General features: G+C 38.3%; 11 protein-coding genes. 8 read left to right on the top strand and 3 right to left on the bottom strand.

Annotated features, from left to right (window positions below):
* Positions 1–271: 271 nt before the first annotated feature.
* Positions 272–6,133, top strand: a complete 5,862-nt coding sequence (locus tag AC1RNS_RS11680; protein WP_492992790.1) for a collagen binding domain-containing protein — start codon at positions 272–274, stop codon at positions 6,131–6,133.
* A 52-nt stretch (positions 6,134–6,185) separates the two neighbouring features.
* On the opposite strand, the gene AC1RNS_RS11675 is transcribed toward AC1RNS_RS11680, so the two are convergent.
* On the bottom strand, positions 6,186–6,854 hold the full coding sequence (locus AC1RNS_RS11675) for a class A sortase (RefSeq protein WP_492992789.1): 669 nt from the start codon (positions 6,852–6,854) through the stop codon (positions 6,186–6,188).
* Positions 6,855–6,969: 115 nt separating this feature from the next.
* Positions 6,970–7,155, bottom strand: a complete 186-nt coding sequence (gene thmT, locus AC1RNS_RS11670) for a 2-hydroxymuconate tautomerase (protein ID WP_004231516.1) — start codon at positions 7,153–7,155, stop codon at positions 6,970–6,972.
* 165 nt (positions 7,156–7,320) lie between these two features.
* Between thmT and AC1RNS_RS11665 the strand changes: the two genes are divergently transcribed.
* Positions 7,321–7,836, top strand: coding sequence for a YwhD family protein (locus tag AC1RNS_RS11665; RefSeq protein ID WP_492992787.1), 516 nt, complete (start codon positions 7,321–7,323; stop codon positions 7,834–7,836).
* Between the two features lie 355 nt (positions 7,837–8,191).
* Here AC1RNS_RS11665 and mtgA read toward each other — a convergent pair whose 3' ends face one another.
* Entirely contained in the window at positions 8,192–10,246 is a 2,055-nt protein-coding gene (gene mtgA / locus AC1RNS_RS11660) for a monofunctional biosynthetic peptidoglycan transglycosylase (protein WP_492992785.1), read from the bottom strand.
* A 474-nt stretch (positions 10,247–10,720) separates the two neighbouring features.
* On the opposite strand from mtgA, the gene speB reads away from it, so the two are divergent.
* From speB to AC1RNS_RS11630, 6 genes are all read left to right on the top strand, one after another.
* Complete coding sequence (gene speB / locus AC1RNS_RS11655) at positions 10,721–11,593, top strand: agmatinase (protein WP_492992783.1); 873 nt, start codon at positions 10,721–10,723, stop codon at positions 11,591–11,593.
* A gap of 264 nt (positions 11,594–11,857) precedes the next feature.
* Complete coding sequence (locus AC1RNS_RS11650) at positions 11,858–12,163, top strand: hypothetical protein (RefSeq protein WP_492992781.1); 306 nt, start codon at positions 11,858–11,860, stop codon at positions 12,161–12,163.
* A 344-nt stretch (positions 12,164–12,507) separates the two neighbouring features.
* The gene (locus AC1RNS_RS11645; RefSeq protein WP_492992779.1) at positions 12,508–12,939 is read left to right on the top strand and encodes a YwiB family protein; all 432 of its coding nucleotides are present in this window, start codon (positions 12,508–12,510) and stop codon (positions 12,937–12,939) included.
* Positions 12,939–14,606 carry an arginine--tRNA ligase gene (argS, locus tag AC1RNS_RS11640; protein WP_492992778.1) on the top strand — a complete coding sequence of 556 codons (1,668 nt, stop codon included), beginning with the start codon at positions 12,939–12,941 and terminating at the stop codon, positions 14,604–14,606. Before AC1RNS_RS11645 ends, argS begins: the two co-directional genes overlap by 1 nt.
* Before the next feature lie 264 nt (positions 14,607–14,870).
* Entirely contained in the window at positions 14,871–15,260 is a 390-nt protein-coding gene (locus AC1RNS_RS11635; protein ID WP_492992775.1) for a MerR family transcriptional regulator, read from the top strand.
* Positions 15,253–16,755: a class I adenylate-forming enzyme family protein gene (locus AC1RNS_RS11630; protein WP_492992774.1), complete on the top strand. Its 1,503-nt coding sequence runs from the start codon at positions 15,253–15,255 to the stop codon at positions 16,753–16,755. Before AC1RNS_RS11635 ends, AC1RNS_RS11630 begins: the two co-directional genes overlap by 8 nt.
* The last annotated feature ends 2 nt before the right edge of the window (positions 16,756–16,757 follow it).

The raw sequence follows: 16,757 nt of genomic DNA, 5'->3' as shown, positions 1-16,757 counted from the left end.
TTATAATGAGACTAAAACCCTAAAGGGGGTGAGGCCCATTTTAAAAGGCATCACAGTGTTAGTAAAATGGATATAAGTAGCTGTACAAGGACACATTGGTCATCATGATTACCATGAAGTGTAGGATGTATTTACCCTTGACGACAACTTAAATGAAGGAAAGAGAGACCAGCCTAATGTTTGTGGCATTCCTTTCCAACATAATGAAAGGATGCAACGTCGTCAGCAAACACCAACAGGTATCTCTCTGAACTTAGAAAAGGAGAGAAACATGAAGAAATTTAATATAGCAATAATTATATTGCTGCTAGTCTTTCAAACAGTGCTTTCACCAATTTCAGTGTTTGCAGACGAGGGTCAACCTCCTGTGACACCTCCAACTGAATCTAGCGAAGATGCTGGGGCTGGTTCTGGTGGCGAGGGAGACGACCCAAATGTAACAAGTGGAGATACCGCTGAAGTGACGACTCCGGAGGATGAACCTGCTGCAGCTCCACTAAATGTTACGCCTTTAAATGCTTGTGTAGGTCCACAAGAACTAGCGGGTGTGACATTAACTCAGTTTGATATGAATATTGGAGGAAATGCAATTACTGAAGGTGTTTATACAACGCCATTACCGAAAGATCAAAAGGCTAACTTTGATGTAAAATTTAATGTATTATTAGACGATTTATACTGTGCAGGGAGTTATTTTGAATTTGATTTACCACCTTCTTTAATAGACTTTAATAGTGCTTTCCATGGAAGCAAACAAGTTGGTAATATTGCTTATTCATATACGACTGTAGGTAATAAAGTCAAAGTTGAACTGACAAATAATGTAGAAATTGACGATGTTAGTACTACAACTCCAGCCGAATTGACTATGAACTTTCAAGCAGGATTTAATCTTAGTTCTAATGATATCGAACAAGAATTAGAGATTCCAAAGGTTGGTGGTGGAGAAGCTAAAACAAAATTCACATTTTTACCATCAACATCTAATGAAAAGGCTACAAAGACAGCTACTGACGGTATCCCTCCAGTAGTGGATGGTAATCATCAGATGGAATGGACAATTTGGCTCAACCAAGCAGGTAAGAATTTTGACAACCCAAGTTTAGTTGATAATCCAACTGGTGGGCATGCTGTTGTATCTGGTTCGGTTAATGTGTATGAATATGAAGTAGATTTAACGGGCGTGAAGATGGGGACTGAAAACCAAGTTGTATGGGATGGTGATTTCAGTAATATAGTTTTTCAAGATAAACATGCCTATAAAATTGTTTACAAAACAGAAGTGAATTTACCTGTTGAGCAAAGAGAAGGGAAAAAAACGTTTAACAATAGCGTAACCTTCACTAATGGTGGTACACCTGAGTCTGTAAATAATGTTCCAAAGGATATCACTTATGGAAAAGCATTAGAAAAAGTGAAAGTAGACGCAGGCACTAACAACTATACGTCAAAATGGGAAATTCGCTACAATTACAATCAAGCAAGTATTCCACAAGCGAGTGCGATAATCACGGATACACTTCCAGGAATTCATGAAATCGACACGAATACTATTGAAGTACGAGTAATGACAATAAATGATCAGGGTAATGGTACTGGAGCAGGAACAATAGTAGACCCAAGCAACTACAATGTTACAGCAGTTACAAATGGCTTTGAGCTCCAGTTTAATAGTGCAATAGATAAAGCCTATAAAGTCACATATGATGCTAAATACAATGGAACTGGTCTTGGATACTATGTGGGAACAAATCCTACAACGGTAACAAATACAGTGGTTAGTGGCACAAAAAATGATACGAAACCACATACAATTACCGAAGGTGTGCTTAGCAAAGACCACATAGTTAATTTCGATACAAAAGAAATTACTTGGACTATCGACATTAAAGCAGATAATCCGAACGAAGCAATTAATAATTTAACATTGACAGATGTATTTAAAATTACTGGAAGCAAAGAGGGGACGCATACACTTGTAGGGGATGAAAGTAATATTACAATTACAGGAACAACAGGTGCAGCGCCAGTTAAGACAGTTACTGGTCCTACAAATGGCTTTACAATTACTGGTATTAATATAGCAGCAGGTGGAAAAGCAACGGTTACTTATAAAACATCATTTGCTATTGGTAATGATGGTGAAGTGCAGAGTGGTTATGGTAATACTGCAACAGTTAATTGGGATAGTTATACTGTACAAGAGGAAGATCATTATACACCTGCTACTACAACGGTAAACAACGGTAGTAAAACTGGGGCATTTAATTATCTTGATCAATTATTCACATGGAAAGTAAAGGTGAATATTAACAAAAAGGATATTCAAGGAGCTATTTTATCAGATACGATTGGTGCAGGACATGAATTCGAAGCAAATTCTTTAAAGGTATATGAATATACATTAACTACTGGTGATGATACGAGCGGTACACCAGCTACTACGCCAATCGCTGCATCAAACTACACATTAGATGTTGCGTCAGATAAAAAGAGCTATACATTAACATTTAATAATTCGTTAGATAGCACTATAAACGGGAAAGCCTATTTAGTGGAATATCATACAAAGGATTCTGATGAAATTCTTGGGATTGGTAGTGATGAGGCTGGATATACAACAGGGAATGTTTATAGCAATACAGCAACATTCCAAACATTAGGCTCTAAAAATTATACACTAGAAGCCACGCCAGTGACGCTTCCAACACATGTAGCAAATAACTTGATTAAAAAGTCAGCTACTCAAGATAATTCTAAACAAACTGTTTCTTGGACATTGGATGTGAATCAATCTCATTCAAAGTTAGGAGCAAATGTGACATTGGAAGACACACCATCTGGTAATTTAATGTTAATTGAAGGTTCAATCAAGGTGAGAAAATACAATGTTACCGCAACAAGTATTTCTCAAAATGGTACGGGTGCATATGTAGACCCAAGTACTTATGGAATAACTGTTGATAAGAAAGCGGATGGTGGCTTTATCCTTCATTTTGCTAATTTAAACGAAGGCTATCAGGTGCAATATCAAACAATTGGTTTAGGTAAAATAGGTCAAGGCTTCAGCAATGATGCAAAATTAACATTTGGTGTTGAAAAGGCTAGCAATCAAAAAGATGATGCAAAGGTTAACGCTAATTTTACTTTTAGTAGTTCAGATACGTCATTTTCTATGGTAAAAGGTGATGCACAGTTTAAAAAAGTTGGAGTTAACTCAGAAACTGGTGCTGAAGAGCCTCTATCAGGTGTACAATTCCAATTATACAAAGTTATTGGTACAAATAATTACTTGATTCAAACTGCAACATCAGGTGTTGATGGCTTGTTTAGCTTTACAAACATCAACTATGGAAATTATAAAATTGAAGAGGTAGCAGCGAAGGCTCCCTATCAAAAAATGGTAGCTCAATTATTTACACTTGATGCAGTAAAAGATACAAAAGCAGGTTCTACAGTAGTAACGAAACTAGTAAATGTTACACCGCTTCCAGGTGGTTCTTGCCCAACGTTTAACTTAACAGTGAAAAATATGGATGGAGCACCTGTAGCCAATAAGCAAATTGAATTAATAGACAGTAATGGCACAGTAAAATCAACAGTAACTACAGGCAATGATGGCAAAGTGGCAATTCCATCAACAGTTCAAGCTGGTGAATATACAGTAAAAGATACTGATGGTATTGACTATGGTAAGGTTATTGTGAAATTTGGTGCTGGGGGATGTCAGGGAGAGGTACAACCAACAAATTCATGTCCAGTATTCACAATTACTGTAAATGATGAGCAGAATAATCCACGTCCAAATGTAACAGTAACATTAAAAAATGCAATTAATACAGTTATTACGACTACAACGACAGATGGCAATGGTCAATTTACTGTTCCATCCACAACACCGTCAGGAACGTATAAACTTTATGAAGGTACTGTTTTCCTAGGAAATGTAACGGTAAGCTATCAAAATGGCAATTGTGGTGCTGTAATCACACAGGCACCAACATGTGAAACGTTTACATTAACTGTAAACGATGTAGACGGTAAACCACGTCAAGGTGTAACGGTGGAAATTAAGGATAAAAACAATCCAAATGCTATCGTTCCACAACCGAATGGTGTCACTGATGTAACTGGCAAAGTAACAATTACAAATCTTCCTCCAGGTGAATATGAAGTATTTGAAAATGGTGAGAAAATTAACGGATTTACAGTTGATACGGACTGTGAAGCAACTGTTCAACCAAACCCAGCCTGCCCAGTATTCACGCTAACAGTGAAAGATGAGGATGGTATTTTAGCTGAAGGTACAGAAGTTACAATTACCAACAAAGGAACGAATAGTTCGTTTACTGCAACGGTTGGCAAAAACGGTGAAGTGATATTCCCGTCAGCAACATCGCCTTCTGGTAAATATGAAGTAAGCATTACAGCATCAGGGAAGGTACTTGATGAGTTTGATGTAACGTATTCAGGTAACTGTAAGGATACTGCTGAAAAACCTCGTGCATGTGATATTTTCACAATTACAGTAAAAGATACAGATGGTAGCTTGAAAGGAAATACGAAAGTTATCATTGAAGATAGCACTGGAAATGTTGTGACAACAGCAACTGGTCAAACAGATGCTAACGGTGAAATTCAGTTACCACAAAACCAAGAACCAGGTATGTACACAGTCTATGAGGAAACTGATAGCGGTGCAAAAGGTGATAAAATTGGAGAAGTGAAAGTCACTTATACAGATGGCTGTAAAGGTGAAGTTCAGAAAAATTCTTGTCCAGTTTACACATTAACAGTTAATGATAAAAACCTTAAACCTGTTGGTGCAAATGTTTTAATCGTGATTAAAAACCAAGCTGGAGAAGTAGTGACATCTGGTAAAACAGATGCAGCAGGTAAAATTGTATTTGAAGATAAGACGAAACTACAACAAGGACAAAATTACGTAGTATATAATGAAGCTGGTATTAAATTGGGTGATATTACAGTAAGCTATATGGACAATATTTGTGGAGCAACCGTGCAAATTCCATATAATGCATGTCCAATTTTCACACTTACAGTACAAGATTTATATGGTAATGGTCGTTCAAATGTAGCATTCACGATTAAAGATTTATATCATAACACGATTGCCTCTGGTAAGACGAATGAACAAGGTGTAGGAACTATTCCTTATACAGTTCAACCAGGAATTTACAATGTGTATGAAGGTAATGTGTTATTAGGTACAATTACTGTAACTGATGTATGCTCAGGATTAGTAAAACCATCTTATACAGGTGGTGGTGGCTGGATACCGCCTAATCCAGAACCAGGTCCAGGCAAGCCAGTTGATCCAACACCGAACCCAGGTAAACCGGGTGAACCAACAGATCCAACAACAAACCCAGGTAAACCGGGTAAACCAACAGATCCAACAACAAACCCAGGCAAACCGGGTGAACCAACGGATCCAACAACAAACCCAGGTAAACCAGGTGAACCAACAGATCCAACGACAAACCCAGGTAAACCAGGTGAACCAACAGATCCAACGACAAACCCAGGTAAGCCGGGTGAACCAACAGATCCAACGACAAACCCAGGTAAGCCGGGTGAACCAACAGATCCAACGACAAACCCAGGTAAACCAGGTGAACCAACAGATCCAACGACAAATCCAGGTAAACCAGGTGAACCAACAGATCCAACAACAAACCCAGGTAAGCCGGGTGAACCAACGGATCCAACAACAAACCCAGGCAAGCCAGGTGAACCAACAAATTCAAATAATTCAGCGACTCCTGGAAAAACAGAAGCATCTAAACCTTCTGTTCAAAATGTCATTGATCAAGGGAAAAACTTACCGCCATATAATCCAACTAAAGCATCAAAAGACACGCTAGATGCGTATAAGGATTTCCTCAATAAATATAGTCTATTAACAAAAGAGGAACAGGAAGATGTTGCAGAATCTCTTGATATTAACAAAATTAAAACGGATGCAAAACGACTAGAAGATCAATTAAAAGCACAAGGTAAACTACCACAGACAGATGGTGCAGACCAAACTGCACTTACACTGATTGGTGTAGCACTTATTCTTGGTGCATTATTCTTCTTACGTCGCCGCAACGCTGATATTAAATAATTATTTAAAAGAAGCCCCCAGGATTATTTAATCTTGGGGGCTTCGCCTATTTTTAAAATGTCTCTGATAGCTTTTCAGGTGCTTCATCAAATGGATATTGCTGAACAAAATCAGCTTGTATAGCAAGGCGCTTTGTTCCATTATCAGCGCATGTAATGAGCGTTAAAACGGTTTTATTTGGAATATCATCAATTACATAAACATCTGTAGCAGCAATAACCTTCTTAGTTGCTAATTGATATTCATAGATATTGGTTAAATCCGTTATATAGACTGAATCTCCTATGCTTGCTTTATATAGCGGACTGAATAAAATATCCTTTTCTTCGAAATAATGACCTGCTAGGGCATAATTTCCCTGCCCTAGGCTTTGGTTTGGCTTCATGGTACCTGCTCCTACCGCAAGGGCCGCATTTCCAACTCCTTTGACGATAGGAAGCTGCATATCAACACTTGGTACAGCAATACTACCGACAACAGGCATTTTATTTGCCTTTGTTTGAGCCTTTAACACTTCCGCTATGGACAGCGATTGTACGTCCTCAAATATATAATCTGCATCAACCTGATTGTTTTTTTCAATTTCTTCTGCACTAATTTCAGTAGTATTTAATTGTTGGCTTAAATGGGCAATGATTGCATTTTGAATGGGGTTGATAAAAATAAGTAAAAGGCCAACGATGAGCATAGAGATGAGTAATGTTAGTTTTAGTTTATTCATTTCATAGATCACATCCTTGTCTTGAAATAGAGGGTTTTGCTCCAGCTAAAGAAGATTAATTTATGATCATTTTAAAAATGAGTAGAGCGCTAGGCTGCTCTACCCATCATATTTTTTATTTATCGCTGAAACGAACGCCTGCAACGCCGTAATGGTTTTTAGACATTTCTTCGATAAAAACAGTTACGTTTTCTGCGGGTGCGTTTACTGTACGAGAAACAGCTTCTGTTACTTCTTTTACTAGGGCACGCTTTTGCTCCTCTGTGCGGCCTTCTAGCATTTTCACTGTTACGTATGGCATAATATTGCCTCCTTTATAGAATAATGTTGTATAGTTAGGTTATAAGAAAGTAATAACTTCTTACTTAATTTTAGGCATTTGTGCTGCACTAGTGTTGCTTTCACTGCAACATCCATGCGCAAAATATGCTTTACTTTATAATAGCAGAATGGAGGGTATTAAAGTATGGCAAATGAAGAAAAAGCAAAACAAAAAATGGGCTTTACAATTATCAAAAATGATCCAACAGACGGACATAAAGGATTTGGTATTGGCTCGCTTTCGCTAGAAAACGTATCGCCAGTGATTCTTGACATAGAAGAGGGGACAGCCTCCGTTGAAATTGGGGCTATGCATGCACGTAGTGATGTGGAACGAGGCATTAAATTTACGACAAATCGTGCTGATTCCGAAGGTGGTAAACCGTATTGGCTAGTATGGGTGACAATCGATCATAAAGAGGATGGACCTTACTATGCAGGTGTAACTGCATGTGAAATGGTGATTAACCGAGAAAAACGTCGCGGCTATAAAATTTTAGCTGATCATGTTAATAAAATGGATAAATCGATGAAGCGCCATATTATTGTGGATCATATGGATGCACCTTCCAAAAAAGTGTTAGCTTCCTTCCTAGAAGGGCTTAATCCGGACCTTTGGGCACGCAGTATGGAGCAATTGCGTCAAGACTTATTTGCATAATAGACCTATAATGATTGAACAATCTGTGACATTTTGCAATCGCTTTCGATATAAGGTTGAAAGTGAGTTTGAAACAAAGTAAACTTGATGCAGAGCTTACATTTTAGTAAGCTAGGACACTTGGTTCCGCGAATAGTGATGAGCGCTATGCGGCATTTGAACAACCCAAACCCAAGCCAAATGCCCCATGATGCTCATCCATTTCGCGAACCATAAATAAGAAAGGCTTTCTGTTCCCACGGACATGTCTCCGGGGAAGAGAAAGCTTTTCTTTTTCGTATATGTCTATATTTCTTTGTCGAGAGCCTTCATTGAATTAGAACGTCTAGGGATATGGAAGGTTCCCATTGCTGCGCTAATTTTTAAAAATGGAGAATGGGAGCATATTCCAGAATTCTCCCCATGTGTCAGTATCGAGAATATCGAAATTTGTGCATTTTTCAGTAGGTACATCCTTTGCATCTAAATATACAAGACGCTGTTTAGGACATGCATCAGTTGCGAGCTTACCAGTCTCAATATCGACCACTACACCTTTAACGTTTTTAGGTTTTACGAAATCCTCGTTCTTTGTACCTTTATTAACAGTCTCCATAAAATCAATCCATATTTTCTTTGTAGCAGCAGTATCTTCTTTTGCCGTTAGATTTTTGCCCTGATCATAGCCATTCCAGACTCCAGCAGTTAAGCTAGGTGTAAATCCAATGAGCCATTGATCGCTGTTTGTAGAGCCTGATTTTGCAGCATACGTATGTGTCATACGAGAGCGAATACTTATTCCAGTAGCAGGAGAGTAGTCACTAAAGACAGGATCAAAAATACCTGTCATCATTTCTGTTAAAATATACGTATTTTCCTTTGAGAGCACTGTTTCAGATTTAGCACTTACCTCTTTATTTTCATAGATGACGTCACCATGTGCATTTTTAATTGAAATAATAGTAGTTGGTAATGTTTTTTGTCCCTGTGATGCCAAAATATTATAGGCATTTGTCATCTCATATAAAGTTGTTTCAACTGTTCCAAGTGCAATCGATAAATTGTCCTTTGCACCGATGTTGACGTTGAAGCGGCCAGCCATATCGTGAAATGTTTTAAACCCTATTTCCTCTAATGTTTTCACAGCATAAATATTATCAGAGATTGCGATAGCCTGGGCCATAGTCATATCATGTGTTGCAAACTCACCATTTACATTTTTGGGAGCATAGGTTGCTCGTCCATTATCATAAGTGAAGGTTGTCTCACCAACATCCAAAAACGTTAATGGGTTATAGCCATTCTCTAAAGCAGCTGCATATAAAATAGGTTTAATAGTTGAGCCTGGCTGACGTTTTGCCTGTGTAACCCTGTTAAATGAGCTTGTTGCATAGTCACGCCCTCCAACTAGTGCCGTAACAGCTCCAGTTTTAGATTCCATGCTGACAAATGAGGCTTGCAAATCATTTGCTGGTAGATTTTTAGCTACAGCTTCCTCTGCGGCCTTTTGGTGTCCAGGATCTAAAGTTGTTTGAATGGTCCAACCGCCTTCACTAATATCGAGATTTTTTGATTTCAGAATTTCACTAGCCTCTTGCCATGCTACATCAAGAAAATATGGTGCGACTGATTTTGTTGCTACCCAGCTATCATTTTTTAGAACAAGCTGTTCACTTTCCGCACGTGTTTTTTCATCTTGTGTAATAGCGCCTTGATCTGCCATTAGTTTTAAAATAACATGCTGGCGATTTGTTGCTTTTTCTATATTAGCAATAGGAGAATAGATACTTGGTCCTTTCGGTACACCTGTTAACATTGCTGCCTCTGCTAATGTTAAATTGCTAGCAGATTTACCAAAATAAAATCGACTTGCAGCTTCTACACCGTACATACCATGTCCGTAATAGACAGTATTTAAGTAGCCCTCTAATATTTCATCCTTATCATAAAAAACTTCTAATCTATAAGCATAAAGTGCCTCGTTTAATTTTCGTGTCCAAGACTTTTCATGTGAAAGATATAGATTTCGAGCATATTGTTGTGTAATTGTACTAGCTCCTTGAACCTTACTTCCAGCTTTAAGATCGATTAACACAGCACCAGCGATACGTGAAAAGTCAAAACCGCTATGTTCATAAAAATCTTTATCCTCAACAGAAACGACTGCTTTTTTTAAGTAAGGTGACATTTCATCAAGACTAACCCAGTAGCGTCGTTCATTCGTAAAGTGATCCCCAATTTGGTTCTCATTTTCATCTAGGAAAATAGAGGCCTTTGGTACGGTTAAAGGGGGAGCTCCAGCTACTTGCACATAAATGCGTAGAGCTACGAATGCTACGACAATTGCAGATGTAAAGGCGATAAAAAGGGTCAATGTTTTACGTGTACGCTTCGCACGTTTTTGTTTACGTTGATAGCTTTTTCTCTTCATCCGACTTCACCTCGTTTTCTCACACTTAGCCATAGTATGTGTCTGAACATTTATCTTTAATCGAAATTCTAGGTAAAAACTATTGCACTTTATTCAAAAACATCTATACTTTTTTTGTACTGTTTGAAATGCTAGCATTCGACAAGAGAAGTACACTTTGTAGATTTTAATCGAATTTTGCTAGACGTTCCAATAATGTATACGAGGATTGCGGGATAGAGGTTTCATTACAATCCTGTAAGCCCTTTAAGAGCAGTGACAAATCATTTCGCCTTGGCGTAATTGTAGCTGTCGCGCAGATAAACAAAGTTTCGGATTATGAGTTGTGCTTAGATCTGTACGCGGGCTGACACGATGTTGATCCTAGGAGCTTATTTTCATTCAATAGGTGTTTGGACACCCACAAAAAGTTTCTGAATGAAGATAAAATGACCGAATTACAGATAATATTTAATAAAAGTGGAGGGTAAGTAGATGAGATTTGATGAGGCTTATTCAGGAAATGTTTTTATAAAAAGTCATCCTACCTATGAGGATGCTCAGGCAGTCATTTATGGGATGCCAATGGATTGGACAGTTAGTTACCGTCCAGGATCACGTTTTGGTCCACAGCGTATTCGCGAAGTATCGATTGGTTTAGAGGAATACAGTCCATATTTAGACCGTGAGCTAGATGAAGTAAAATATTTTGATGCAGGCGATATTCCGCTTCCATTCGGCAATGCACAGCGTTCATTAGATGAAATTGAAAAGTTTATTGAAAAATTATTAGCAGACGGTAAGATTCCAGTTGGCATGGGTGGGGAACATTTAGTGTCTTGGCCTGTAATGAAAGCTGTTTCTGCAAAATATGATGACCTAGCTATTATCCATTTCGATGCACACACTGATTTACGTGTAGAATATGAAGGAGAGCCACTATCTCACTCAACACCTATTCGTAAAATAGCTGAGCATATTGGTCCAAAAAATGTCTATTCATTTGGTATTCGTTCTGGTATGAAGGAAGAGTTTGAATGGGCAAAGGAAAATGGTATGCATATTTCAAAATTTGAAGTGTTAGAGCCATTAAAAGGGGTATTACCATCTTTAGCAGGACGTAATGTTTACGTAACGATTGATATTGATGTTCTAGATCCAGCACATGCACCTGGCACGGGCACTGTAGATTGCGGAGGTATTACATCAAGAGAATTACTAGCATCAATTCATGCGATTGCTGCAAGTGGTGTGAATGTAGTTGGCTTTGATCTTGTTGAAGTGGCACCCATCTACGATTCATCAGAAATGACAGCAAACACAGCAAGTAAATTGTTAAGAGAAATGATTTTGGGCTGGGTAAAATAATACGAGCTTTTTAAATGTTGATATAAAGCTGTTTGAGTGGGGTTTAGCTATGAGCTAGCCCCACTTGTTTTTAAACTCTCACTAAACATTAAAATGTAGTTATAGACGAGCCTTATCCCTAGCGAGGTAAGGTTTTTTATTATGCTTTGAAAGCGGATATTGTAGAGTATGGTTCCATATTATTGACCTTTGGATTATGATGGTGTTAAAGGTAAATTTTTGAAATTAAGTAATTTCTCTTACAACTATAGGGGGAGTGTTTTTATGAATAGATTTTCTATGTATGCAATAATTCTTGGGGTTATTGGCATACTATTTTTTATTCTTTCAGGCATTGCTTCTATACAAAGAGGAATGGAGGGTTATTCCTCTTTGCAGTTAACTATTTTTTATGTACTTTTTGCTTCAGGAATACTTTGTTTCATCATTAGCTTTATAGTAGGAATATTAGGTTTTAGGAAGAATGAAGGAAATAAGAAATTAAAATATGCAGGTCTTTTCTTTGTACCGATTATCATAATTTTCAGCGTGTCTTTTGGCTTGTTTATAGCCTGGGCTGCGTTTATTTAGATTGGTGTTTCTGGGCAAAATAACTTTAATTACTAACTTAAAGGCATCTACTCATTTATTTGAGGGGCTGCTTTTTGTAATAAGTTATCTACTAACTATTGAAGATGGTTTTACAACGTTTTACCCCTCATAACTTTATACGGTCAACCCATCTGTTTATCAAAAACACATCACAGTGTAAAAAAGTCGAGCAAATTCTTCTATTACATAGGCATTAGTTTTCTTTAATGCGATTTTTCCATTCCATAGCATGAATTGGGATATATGACTTCTATCTTGAAAAAATATCAGTATTCATCCTATAATAAAAAGGTTATAGGAAAAAATATAAGGGAGCATCCATAATGGCGAATGAAGCAAGATCGCAGGTGAACATTAAGCTCATTTCGACGATTCGTCCAATTGATGGAGAATCCGAAAGTCAGGAAATGTGGCTGACAGGACAGCTACTGGAAAAGGCAGGAAGCTTGTACTTAAAATATGAAGAAGTGCTGGAGGATAAAATTATCCGCACGACAATGAAACTAGGCAATGAACGGGCACTTATTATGCGAGCGGGAGCAGTAAATATGCGGCTACCACTTAACATAATGGAGCAACAGACAGGTCATTATGATAGTGAATTTGGTTCAATGCCACTTGTCATCCAAACGAAAAAAATGATGTTTTCAAAACAGGTAATAAGCGGAGATTTCCATGTACAGTATGAATTACTAATGGGTGGGCAATCCGTTGGCAACTATACATTAGATATTACATTTACGGAGGTACAATGATGAACGCAGTAGAACAAGTACAACAGGCCATTAAGGCTGCAATTGCGCAGGCTGTTGAAAAAGCTGGCTTAGTTGAGGCTGGCACAGAATTAAATATTCACCTTGAAACACCGAAAGATAAGACAAATGGGGATTATGCAACTAATATTGCAATGCAATTAACGAAATTAGCAAAAAAACCACCTCGTGCGATTGCTGAAGCCATTTTAGAAAATCTTGAAACTGCAGGGACAGATATTGAGAAAATTGATATCGCTGGTCCAGGCTTTATTAATATTACAGTGCGTAAGGATTTCTTAACGGGTGTTGTGAAGGCAGTGCTTGAGCAAGGTGCTGATTATGGTCGTTCAAATGCTGGTGCAGGAGAAAAGATCCAAGTTGAGTTTGTATCTGCAAATCCAACAGGAGATCTTCATTTAGGACATGCACGTGGAGCTTCTGTAGGGGACTCATTATGTAATGTGTTAGATATGGCAGGCTATGATGTATCTCGTGAGTATTATATAAATGATGCGGGTAACCAAATTAATAATTTAGCCTATTCACTAGAAGCTCGTTATAAGCAAGCTTTAGGGCTAAATGCTGAGATGCCTGAGGATGGCTACCACGGTGCAGATATTATTGAAATCGCTGGTAAACTAGTTGGTGAGCATGGTGATACTATTTTATCCAAATCGGATGAAGAACGATTTGCCTTCTTCCGCCAGCATGGTTTAGCGTTAGAATTAGATAAATTAAAAACAGACCTTGCCAACTTCCGTGTAAACTTTGATGTTTGGTATTCAGAAACTTCGCTATATGAAAACGGTAAAATTGAAGTAGCGTTAGATAAATTAAAGGCTAATGGTCATGTATTTGAAGAAGACGGTGCTACATGGTTCCGCTCTACAACATTTGGTGACGATAAGGACCGTGTATTAATTAAAAATGATGGCTCGTTCACATATTTAACGCCAGACATCGCGTACCATGAGGACAAAATTGTTCGTGGCTTTGATAAACTGATCAATATTTGGGGTGCTGACCATCACGGCTATATTCCACGTATGAAAGCAGCGATTCAAGCACTTGGCTATGACCGTGATACCCTTGAGGTTGAAGTTATCCAGATGGTTCAGCTTTACAAAAATGGCGAGAAATTTAAAATGTCAAAACGTACAGGGAACGCTGTGACAATGCGTGAACTAGTTGAAGAGGTTGGCTTAGATGCAGTCCGTTATTTCTTTGTAAAAACTGCAGGCGATTCTCATATGGACTTTGACCTTGACCTTGCTGTTTCTCAATCAAATGAAAACCCAGTGTATTATGCACAATACGCGCATGCACGTATTTCATCGATTTTACGCTCAGCTAATGAGCAAGGCTTCGCTGCAACAACAGAAAATTTAGCGCTGTTAACAGCTGAAAAAGAAATTGATTTATTGAAAAAAGTAGGCGATTTCCCACAAGTGGTGGCTGAAGCTGCAAAGCACCGTACACCACACCGTATCGCAAACTATATTCAAGACACTGCAGCAGCCTTCCACAGCTTCTATAACGCTGAAAAAGTGTTAGATGCTTCGAATAAAGAACTAACAGAAGCACGTTTAGCCCTTATTACTGCTGTGCGCACAACAATTGCAAACGCATTGCGCTTAATCGGTGTATCCGCTCCAGAAAAAATGTAATAAAGTTTTTAGCCCCTGGCACGATATTGTGCTGGGGGTTTTTTGTGGCTCAGGCGGATAGGAAAGTTGGTATGAAGGATGGATGGACCAAAGGGACAGATAGAAAGTAGAAACAGACGGATGAATACAGCGAAGTGATGGATAGAATCAAAAGAGTTTCATTTAACTGCTTTGAGTGTTGTTTTATCTGTAAATTTAGAAAATTTTGTTGAAGTTTACGTTAACGTCAATGGTATACTGATGGAAATTGTGAGGGGGGAGAAGATGAAGACGATTCAAGAAGTGGCGAAGGAGTTTAATGTCTCTACACGAACCATACGCTATTATGAGGAGCTTGGGCTTCTTCATCCTAGTCGTTCATCTACTAATCAGCGAACCTTTTCAAAACAAGAGTTAGCCAAGCTTAAGCTTATTTTTCGAGGAAAGCGGTATGGATTTTCTCTTGAGGAGATTAAGGAGATGGTACTGCTATTTGATTTTGATCGCACAGGGATTCAGCAATTAGAGCGTTCAGTCGAATATGGGGAACATAAAATTCAAGAGATTGATAGTAAAATAACAGAGCTTACACAAATGAAGATGGAATTACAGCAATTACATGACATGTTTAGTGAAAAATTAGCGATTTTAAAGGGAGAGATGCACGATGAATAGTTCAAATTTATTAGCACGGAATGCCCGAAAGTATCCAACAACTGAAGCAGTGATTTGTCATGGTCGACGTGTGACCTATCGCGATTTAGATGAGCAAGCGACAAGACTTAGTCATGCTCTGCTTGAGAGGGGTATACAGCAAGGAGATAAGGTCATCATCTTTATGCCAAATGTTGTAGAGTTTGTTGTTAGCTATTTTGCGATTCAACGGATTGGTGCAATTGTTGTTCCAGTCAATGCAAAGTTTACTTTAGAAGAGGTAGAGTATGTGGCACAGCATGCGGAGGCTACAGCAATTCTTGTACATGAAGCTATTTTTAAAGCAGTTGAAAATATTTCTGCCATTACATTGAAAATTAAAACGGGTCAAGAGAAAGCTAATTGGTTAAGCTTTGAGACAATAATTCAAAGTGCCAGCTCACAAACAATTGATTGTCAGCTCAATGAGGATGACGCTTCGACAATTTTATATACTTCAGGGACAACAGGAAAACCAAAAGGCGTGTTATTTAGCTATCGTAATATTTTAACCGTAGCACAAATGATTGCTGTCGAGATGGAGGTAAAGCCCGAAAGCCGCATCCTTCTAATGATGCCGTTAACGCATTCAGCTCCTTTGCATTTATTTTTAATGGCGGGAATGCTTGTTGGCTCGACACATGTATTAACCTCTACATTTACACCTGATTTGTTCTTGGATTCAATTGAGCAGGAGAAGACAACGCATTTTTTTGGCGCGCCAGTTGCCTATTTATTAACAGCTCAAATGCCGAGATTGCAAACTGCTGATTTATCCTCCATGAAGTGGTGGGTATATGGTGGCGCACCATTATCACAGAATGAAATTGGTTTTATACAAAAAGCTTTCCGTACAGATCATTTAACATGTGTTTATGGATTAACAGAGGCTGGTCCAAGCGGATCATTATTGTTTGGTGAGGAACATAAGACAAAGGCAGGAAGTATTGGTCAGCGTGCACCTCTTGGAACGGAGCTGCGTATTATTAACGATGATGGAGAGGATGTAAGTGCTGGTGAGGTAGGTGAAATTGTGCTATTTGGAGAAGGCAATATGCGAGGTTACTATAAGGACGATATTGCGACCAAGGCAGCATTTATAAACGGTTGGTTAAAAACAGGTGATTTAGCTCGTGTGGATGAAGATGGGTATATATGGATTGTTGATCGCAAGAAGGATGTAATCATTTCCGGTGGTGTCAATATTTATCCAAAGGAAATTGAAGATTGTATTGTAAACTTTGAGGGGATTTTTGAGGTGGCTGTTATCGGTGTACCCCATCCACAGTGGGGTGAAACAGTAAAGGCTGTTTATGCTGCCAAAACGGAAATTGATGACAAGGCTCTTCAACATTATTTAGAACAGCATCTTGCTAAATTTAAAATTCCACGGATTTTCGAGCAAGTGGAAGCGCTTCCTCGAAATGCATCGGGCAAAATATTAAAGCAATCCTTGAAGGGACAAGAGGTGAGATAATG

The organism is Lysinibacillus sp. GW821-FHT14F06 (assembly GCF_058803665.1).
This window is presented reverse-complemented; position numbering and strand designations above follow the sequence as displayed.

Excerpts from the sequence above, each read along its gene's own strand:
- AC1RNS_RS11680 (WP_492992790.1), top strand. The coding sequence starts at position 272 with ATGAAGAAATTTAATATAGCAATAATTATATTGCTGCTAGTCTTTCAA.
- AC1RNS_RS11675 (WP_492992789.1), bottom strand. The coding sequence starts at position 6,854 with ATGAATAAACTAAAACTAACATTACTCATCTCTATGCTCATCGTTGGC.
- thmT (WP_004231516.1), bottom strand. The coding sequence starts at position 7,155 with ATGCCATACGTAACAGTGAAAATGCTAGAAGGCCGCACAGAGGAGCAA.
- AC1RNS_RS11665 (WP_492992787.1), top strand. The coding sequence starts at position 7,321 with ATGGCAAATGAAGAAAAAGCAAAACAAAAAATGGGCTTTACAATTATC.
- mtgA (WP_492992785.1), bottom strand. The coding sequence starts at position 10,246 with ATGAAGAGAAAAAGCTATCAACGTAAACAAAAACGTGCGAAGCGTACA.
- speB (WP_492992783.1), top strand. The coding sequence starts at position 10,721 with ATGAGATTTGATGAGGCTTATTCAGGAAATGTTTTTATAAAAAGTCAT.
- AC1RNS_RS11650 (WP_492992781.1), top strand. The coding sequence starts at position 11,858 with ATGAATAGATTTTCTATGTATGCAATAATTCTTGGGGTTATTGGCATA.
- AC1RNS_RS11645 (WP_492992779.1), top strand. The coding sequence starts at position 12,508 with ATGGCGAATGAAGCAAGATCGCAGGTGAACATTAAGCTCATTTCGACG.
- argS (WP_492992778.1), top strand. The coding sequence starts at position 12,939 with ATGAACGCAGTAGAACAAGTACAACAGGCCATTAAGGCTGCAATTGCG.
- AC1RNS_RS11635 (WP_492992775.1), top strand. The coding sequence starts at position 14,871 with ATGAAGACGATTCAAGAAGTGGCGAAGGAGTTTAATGTCTCTACACGA.
- AC1RNS_RS11630 (WP_492992774.1), top strand. The coding sequence starts at position 15,253 with ATGAATAGTTCAAATTTATTAGCACGGAATGCCCGAAAGTATCCAACA.